Raw genomic sequence first — 6,778 nt, 5'->3', positions numbered from 1 at the left:
GGCCTCGGCCGCCGAGCGCCTCGGCGGCGCCTACGCCCCGTACGCCGCCATCGCGCGCCACTACCCCGGCGACCCGGGCGTCATCGCCGCCATGCTGCTCAACCACGTCCAACTCCAGCCGGGTGAAGCCCTCTTCCTCGGCGCCGGCGTCCCGCACGCCTACCTGGGCGGCCTGGGTGTCGAGATCATGGCCAACTCGGACAACGTCCTGCGCTGCGGTCTCACCCCCAAGCACGTGGACGTCGACGAGCTGCTCCGCATCGTGCGCTTCGAGGCAGCGGCACCCGACATCCTGCGCCCCGAGGCGGCCGCCTCGGGCGAGGAGATCTACGACACCCCCATCGACGAGTTCCGGCTCTCCCGCCACACCCTGGCACCGGGCGCAGCGCCGCGCGACCTGACCTCGGACGCGCCGCAGATCCTGGCCTGCACGGCCGGTGCGCCCCGCGCGAACGACCTGGCGCTGACCCCCGGTGGTTCGGTCTTCGTCCCGGCAGGCGAAAATGCCGAACTGACCGGCACGGGTACCGTTTTCCGGGCCACTGTGGTCGTCTGAACCAGCGGCACCACCGGCACCACCGACCGCGTCGGCGGCTGCGACAATGTGCGGCCGTACCCACGGCGTACGGCCGGAGCGCCGTACGCGCCCGTGACAGCCGTACGGCGAACAGAGCCGCCCGGCGACACGGCCGCAGTACCGGCGGCCGCAGCACCGACGACAGCAGCACCGAGGAAGGGACACCAGGCACCCATGAGCGCGTCCGGCGGAACAAAGGCGATCGTGGCGGCGCTCGGCGCCAACCTCGCGATCGCGGTGGCCAAGTTCGTGGCGTTCCTGTTCAGCGGTTCGTCGTCGATGCTCGCCGAGAGCGTGCACTCGCTCGCCGACTCGGGCAACCAGGGACTGCTGCTGCTCGGCGGCAAGAAGGCCGAGCGCGAGGCGACCCCGCAACACCCCTTCGGATACGGCCGCGAGCGCTACATCTACGCGTTCCTCGTCTCCATCGTCCTGTTCTCGGTCGGTGGCATGTTCGCGGTCTACGAGGGCTACGAGAAGATCAAGAACCCGCACCCCCTGGACTCCTGGTACTGGCCGGTCGCCGTGCTCGTCTTCGCGATAATCGCGGAGGGGTTCTCGTTCCGTACGGCCATCAAGGAATCCAACGTCACGCGCGGCAAGCTCTCCTGGAACGAGTTCATCCGCCGCGCCAAGGCCCCTGAGCTGCCCGTCGTACTCCTGGAGGACTTCGGCGCGCTCATCGGCCTGGTACTCGCGCTGCTGGGCGTCGGCCTGGCCATCGGCACCGGCAACGGCGTCTGGGACGGCATCGGCACGCTCTGCATCGGCATCCTCCTCATCGTGATCGCGCTGATCCTGGCGTCCGAGACGAAGTCCCTGCTGCTGGGTGAGGCGGCCGGTATCGACGACGTCGAGAAGATCAAGGCCGCGCTCGTCGACGGCGATGTGGTGACCGGCATCATCCACATGCGTACGCTGCACCTCGGCCCCGAGGAGCTGCTGGTCGCCGCGAAGATCGCGGTGCAGCACGACGACACGGCCGGCGAGGTCGCCGACGCGATCAACTCCGCCGAGACGCGCATCCGCGCGGCGGTCCCGATCGCCCGCGTCATCTACCTGGAGCCGGACATCTACAGCGCCGCGGCGGCCGAGGCCGGCACCAACCCGGCGAAGGGCCCGGGGGGAGACCTCGAACCCAGCCCCGCGACGGACCCCGCACACTGAGCACACGCAAAACCTTGTTGGCTGTGGGCCACCGGGCCCACCGGTGTAGATTCGTGACAGTGCCAGACGTCGCTGCTGATGGCGGTCGGGCGGCCCGCCCACGCGGACCGGCCGAGGGAGAGAGGGCCTCCGACGGACTGGGCCGCGAGTGCCCGGGCATTCCTGTGCCCGCCGCCGCAGAGCCAGCCGTACGTACCCACCCTCGACACCCCATTACGAGGAGCAGCACGCTATGACGACTGTCGCCAACCGACAGGACTTCAAGGTCGCCGATCTCTCGCTCGCCGAGTTCGGCCGCAAGGAGATCACTCTCGCCGAGCACGAGATGCCCGGTCTGATGTCGATCCGCAAGGAGTACTCGGCCACCCAGCCGCTCGCGGGCGCCCGCATCACCGGTTCGCTGCACATGACGGTGCAGACAGCGGTCCTGATCGAGACGCTGAGCGCGCTCGGCGCCGATGTCCGCTGGGCCTCCTGCAACATCTTCTCCACCCAGGACCACGCCGCCGCCGCGATCGCGGTCGGCCCCGAGGGCACCCCGGAGGCCCCCAAGGGCATCCCGGTGTTCGCCTGGAAGGGCGAGTCCCTCGAGGAGTACTGGTGGTGCACGGAGCAGGCGCTGACCTGGCCGAACACCCCGACCGGCGGCCCGAACATGATCCTGGACGACGGCGGTGACGCCACCCTCCTGGTGCACAAGGGCGTCGAGTTCGAGAAGGCCGGAGCGGCCCCGGACCCGGCGACGGCGGACAGCGAGGAGTACAGCTACATCCTCCGTCTGCTGAACCGCACCCTCACCGAGGACCCGCAGAAGTGGACGCGCCTGGCGTCCGAGATCCGCGGTGTCACCGAGGAGACCACGACCGGTGTCCACCGGCTGTACGAGATGCAGCGCGACGGCGCCCTCCTCTTCCCCGCGATCAACGTGAACGACGCGGTCACCAAGTCGAAGTTCGACAACAAGTACGGCTGCCGCCACTCGCTGATCGACGGCATCAACCGCGCCACCGATGTCCTCATCGGCGGAAAGGTCGCGGTCGTCTTCGGTTACGGCGATGTCGGCAAGGGCTGCGCCGAGTCCCTGCGGGGTCAGGGCGCGCGAGTGATCGTCACCGAGATCGACCCGATCTGCGCCCTCCAGGCGGCGATGGACGGCTACCAGGTCTCCACGCTCGACGACGTCGTCGGTATCGCGGACATCTTCGTCACCACGACGGGCAACAAGGACATCATCATGGCCTCCGACATGGCCAAGATGAAGCACCAGGCCATCGTGGGCAACATCGGTCACTTCGACAACGAGATCGACATGGCCGGCCTCGCGAAGATCGACGGCATCGTCAAGGACGAGGTCAAGCCCCAGGTCCACACCTGGACGTTCCCCGACGGCAAGACCCTCATCGTGCTGTCCGAGGGCCGGCTGCTGAACCTGGGCAACGCCACGGGCCACCCCTCCTTCGTGATGTCCAACTCCTTCTCGGACCAGACGCTGGCCCAGATCGAGCTGTTCACCAAGCAGGAGGAGTACCCGACCGACGTCTACGTGCTCCCCAAGCACCTCGACGAGAAGGTCGCCCGTCTCCACCTCGACGCGCTCGGCGTGAAGCTGACGACGCTCCGCCCCGAGCAGGCCGCGTACATCGGTGTCGACGTGACGGGCCCGTACAAGTCCGAGCAGTACCGCTACTGATCAACTGACGGGCCGCCGAGGTGAGGCACCGTCGATCGCTGCCGGCACTCCCGACAGCGCGACACCGCCTCGGCAGTCCGTGATCGGCGAGCGGTGATACGCACGCCCCGCACCGCGGTACAGATCAGGATCAGGCCCCCGCACCCCCGTGCCGGGGGCCTGTTCCGTCACCGCGCCGCGCCGGGCGCCCGTATCAACCCCAGAGGACCCGAAGGACCCCATGCCCCGCGGCCGTTATTCGCTCCACGATCCGCACGACCACACCCCCCTCGGTCAGGAACACTTCCACTGCGCGCCAGGCCCGTCCGGCTGGCGTTACGTCTCGCAGATCACCACCCCCTCCGGCGACCCCGCCGGCTCCGTCGACCTGGCCGTCGACGACCTCGGCCGCCCCATTCGCCTCGAACTCCACGCCGCGAGCTGGCAGATCCGCGCGGCGGCCATCGAAGGGGTCACGTGGGTGAGGACCGACCCCACCGGCGCCCACGCCACAGAGGGCAACGTCCGCGCTCATGCCTTCACCGGTACCTCCCCCGCGTTCCTCGTCGCCCTGACCCGTCTCCTGCGCCTCACCCCCGACTCGACCGCGACGCGCGTACGCCTCGTGGCCTTCACCGACCCGGTCCTCGCCCCCCGCACCCTGGACCAGTCCTGGGCGCTGGTGAACAGTGAAGCGCACGCCACTGACAACGGCCCCCTGACCGTGGACGAGTACCAGGTCAGCGCGTTGGACACCGGTGAACAGCACACGATCCACCTGGCCGGCGACGTGGTGCTCTCGGCCCCGGGTATCGAACTCGAAGACCTGGAAAGCCCGCCCTCGGTCCTGTCCTGAAGGGGTTAGGCGGGCGGCGCGAACCCGGAAGCGGGTCGGCGGTCGGCGTCAGGAACCTGCGGCGGCGCGACGGCGGGGGCGGCAACAGGCCCGGGAGCAGAGGCGGGCGCGGCAGGAGCCGGAGCGGCAGGAGCCGGAGCAGCAGTGGCAGGCGAAGCCACGTCGGGGGAGGGGCCACCGAAGGCCCGCCTGGCGTCCCGCGCCTGCCGTTCGCTCACCACAGCGGCCAAGTACGCGCCCGCCGGCACCCCTTGGGGCACCGGCACCCCCGTACGCGCCGCCAGGTCGTCAGCGAGGCGCCCGGCCATCGCCCAGCCCACCTTGGCGTCGAGCTGCCCCATGCGCGTCAGGTACTGACGTATCGCCAGCCACAGCTCGTCGGGCACCGCTGACAGATCCAGCCGGGCGAACTGCCCCGCGAGCCAGGGCGGCGGAGGCGGAACGGACGCCCTGCGCGCGGCGGGCACCCTCTCCCGTACGACCAGGGTCCCCGCGAAGACATCGCCGATCCGGCGGCCCCGCGCGGACACGAGCGACGCGATGCAGGCGATGACCCCGAACGACATCAGCAGTTCGATGACGCCGATCGCCCCGCGTACCAGCGCGTGCCGGAACCGGATGGGCCCGCCGTCGTCGCGTACGACACGCAGCCCGCACGCGAGCTTCCCGACCGAGCGCCCATGGGTGAGGGTCTCCACCGCTATCGGCCCGCCGACCAGGACGAGGACGAACGACGCGATCGTCAGCGCCGTGAACGCCGCCTCGTCGAGCGAACCGGCCCCCAGCACGATGCCGATCGTCACCAGGAGATAGACGAACCAGGCCACCACGATGTCGATCGCGAGGGCCAGTGCCCGGCTCGGCAGTTTCGCCGGAAGCACTCCGAGGACAACCGCGTCGCCCGTCACAAGCTCGTTCACTGGTGCGCACCCTTCTCCGGCCGTTCCCTGCCCTGCCCCTGAACGCCTCAGTCTGCCAAGCTGATCGGCATCGCGCTGTCGTCAGCCCGAGTAAGCCGTACGCACCCAGTGCCTGGAGCAGCAGCCGACCATGGATCTCGATGTCTTCGTGACGGCACACACCGCCGAGTGGGACCGCCTGGACCAGTTGCTCCGCCGCGGGCGCCGCCTCACGGGCACGGAGGCCGACGAACTCGTCGCTCTCTACCAGCGCACCGCCACGCACCTCTCGCTGATGCGGTCCAGCGCTCCGGACCCCGTGCTCGTGGGCCGCCTCACCCAGCTCGTCGCCCGTGCCAGGGCCACGGTCACGGGGACGCGCCGCGCGGGCTGGCGGGATGTGACCGGCTTCCTGACGGCGGGCTTTCCCGCCGCCGTGTACCGGGCCCGGCACTGGTGGGTGCCGACGGCACTGCTGTCGACGCTTCTCGTCGTGGTCATGGGGTGGTGGATCGGCGCGCACCCCGAGGTCCAGTCCTCGATCGGCGCCCCGGACGAACTCCGGCAGATGACACGGCCCGGCGGGGAGTACGAGACGTACTACTCGAGCCATCCGGCGGCCTCGTTCGCGGCGCAGGTCTGGACGAACAACGCCGAGGCCGCCGCCCTGTGCCTCGTCCTGGGAGCTTTCCTGTGCCTCCCGGTGATCTGGATCCTCTTCACCAATGTGCTGAACGTCGCCGCGGGCGCCGGGCTGATGTCGTCCGCCGGCCGCCTGGACACCTTCCTCGGCCTGATCCTGCCGCACGGCCTGCTCGAACTCACCGCGGTCTTCGTGGCCGCCGGTACGGGGCTGCGCCTCGGCTGGACGGTGATCGACCCCGGCCCCCTGTCACGCCGCGCCGCCCTCGCCCAGCAGGGGCGCGCCGCGATCGGCATGGCCATAGGTCTGGCGATGGTGCTCTTCGTGTCGGGCATGATCGAAGGCTTCGTGACCCCGTCCGGACTGCCCACCTGGGCCCGGATCGCCATCGGCGTGCTGGCCGAGACGGCCTTCCTGACGTACGTGTACGTCGTCGGCGGCCGGGCGGCCCGCGCGGGCGACACGGGTGACGTGGAAGCTGCCGACCGCAGCGCGGAGCTCCCGGTCGCGGCCTGATGTGCGCGGCACGTCTCTGACCTGTTAGTCTCCTCTTCGCCCCACGGAAACCATTGACATGGTTCGAGCGGGGAGGTAGATTTGAACGGTTGCCTCGAAAGCAGGTAGGTTCGAGTGCGGTTGGTGAACATCTAGCTGGCTCCCGACGGAAATCGAATTTCTGTGGAGCCCATCGATTCGACATCCGGATACACGAAGGCCGATGAAATCGGCCTCAATGATTCTGGTAATGTCGGGTCCGTCGAAAGACAAAAGGCCAGTCCGCAGGCCGTCAGAATCTGAAAAAGGTTCTGGTAGAGTCGGAAACGCAGGAAAGAGCGAGAACAGCAGTAAACAGCAGGAAAGAAAAACCTCCGCCGGCCGGGGGAAATCGGATACGAAAGCATCTGATAGAGTCGGAAATACAGAAACACGAAGGGAAGCGCCCGGAGGGCCCCGGAAGGGGAACAAA

5 protein-coding genes and 1 pseudogene are annotated in these 6,778 nt (G+C 69.1%); 5 read left to right on the top strand and 1 reads right to left on the bottom strand.

The window, feature by feature from the left end; all coding sequences use genetic code 11:
• From QR77_RS13415 to QR77_RS13400, 4 genes and pseudogenes are all read left to right on the top strand, one after another.
• A pseudogene (locus QR77_RS13415) lies at window positions 1-556 on the top strand (mannose-6-phosphate isomerase, class I); the annotation flags it as partial.
• Window positions 557-751: 195 nt separating this feature from the next.
• On the top strand, window positions 752-1,744 hold the full coding sequence (locus tag QR77_RS13410; protein ID WP_040021919.1) for a cation diffusion facilitator family transporter: 993 nt from the start codon (window positions 752-754) through the stop codon (window positions 1,742-1,744).
• 232 nt (window positions 1,745-1,976) lie between these two features.
• Window positions 1,977-3,434 (top strand): adenosylhomocysteinase, encoded by a 1,458-nt coding sequence (gene ahcY / locus QR77_RS13405; RefSeq protein ID WP_040021917.1) that lies wholly within the window; start codon window positions 1,977-1,979, stop codon window positions 3,432-3,434.
• A gap of 220 nt (window positions 3,435-3,654) precedes the next feature.
• Complete coding sequence (locus QR77_RS13400; protein ID WP_040021914.1) at window positions 3,655-4,269, top strand: hypothetical protein; 615 nt, start codon at window positions 3,655-3,657, stop codon at window positions 4,267-4,269.
• Between the two features lie 5 nt (window positions 4,270-4,274).
• Here the strand turns inward: QR77_RS13400 and QR77_RS13395 are convergent, their stop codons facing one another.
• Entirely contained in the window at window positions 4,275-5,189 is a 915-nt protein-coding gene (locus tag QR77_RS13395; protein ID WP_040021912.1) for an RDD family protein, read from the bottom strand.
• Window positions 5,190-5,319: 130 nt separating this feature from the next.
• On the opposite strand from QR77_RS13395, the gene QR77_RS13390 reads away from it, so the two are divergent.
• Entirely contained in the window at window positions 5,320-6,327 is a 1,008-nt protein-coding gene (locus tag QR77_RS13390; RefSeq protein WP_040021911.1) for a stage II sporulation protein M, read from the top strand.
• Window positions 6,328-6,778: the final 451 nt, after the last annotated feature.

Origin of the sequence: Streptomyces sp. 150FB (assembly GCF_000818195.1) — a bacterium.
Taxonomy (GTDB): domain Bacteria; phylum Actinomycetota; class Actinomycetes; order Streptomycetales; family Streptomycetaceae; genus Streptomyces.
Note: the sequence above shows the minus strand (reverse complement) of the source record. Positions and strands in the feature narration are given on the sequence as shown.